This window comes from Mesorhizobium sp. LNHC209A00 (genome assembly GCF_000502915.1).
GTDB lineage: Bacteria > Pseudomonadota > Alphaproteobacteria > Rhizobiales > Rhizobiaceae > Mesorhizobium.
Map to the genome: position 1 here is coordinate 1 of NZ_AYWT01000058.1, position 509 is coordinate 509.

Consider the following 509-nt stretch of genomic DNA (forward strand, 5'->3'; position numbering starts at 1 on the left):
GACGGCCCGACGATCGGGCTGAGCGGGACGACGCACGCGCTGACGGTCGACGAGAGCTTCCTGACGGCGGCGACCAATGGCGGCATCAACGGCTCGGGCCAGGCGCCTGCCGGCTCGACGCATGCGGAAGCAACCTTCAGCGACGCCTTCACGGTGGCGACGGGCGCCGATGGCGGCACGACCAGCTATGCGCTGAGCGTGGCGGGCGGGTCCTCCGGCCTGGTCGACACGGCGAGCGGACTGGCGGTGATCCTGTCGGTCAACGCCAGCGGCGTGGTCGAAGGCCATGCCGGCGCCGGCGGCGCGCTGGTGTTCACGGTGAGCGTGGACGCCAACGGCAAGGTGTCGTTCGATCTCGACCGGGCGGTGCATGAGGACGGCGCCAGCAACACGCCGAACGACGGCACCAGCCTGTCGAACCTGATCACGCTGACGGCGACGGTGACGGACGGCGACGGCGACAAGGCCTCGCAGGCGCTCAACCTCGGCAGCCTGCTGACCATCAACGA

The 509-nt window shown here is 70.5% G+C and carries 1 protein-coding gene; it reads left to right on the forward strand.

The window, feature by feature from the left end; all coding sequences use genetic code 11:
* Positions 1-509: DUF5801 repeats-in-toxin domain-containing protein (locus X739_RS1000000170155; RefSeq protein ID WP_032924637.1), on the forward strand; the 509-nt coding region annotated here is incomplete at both ends.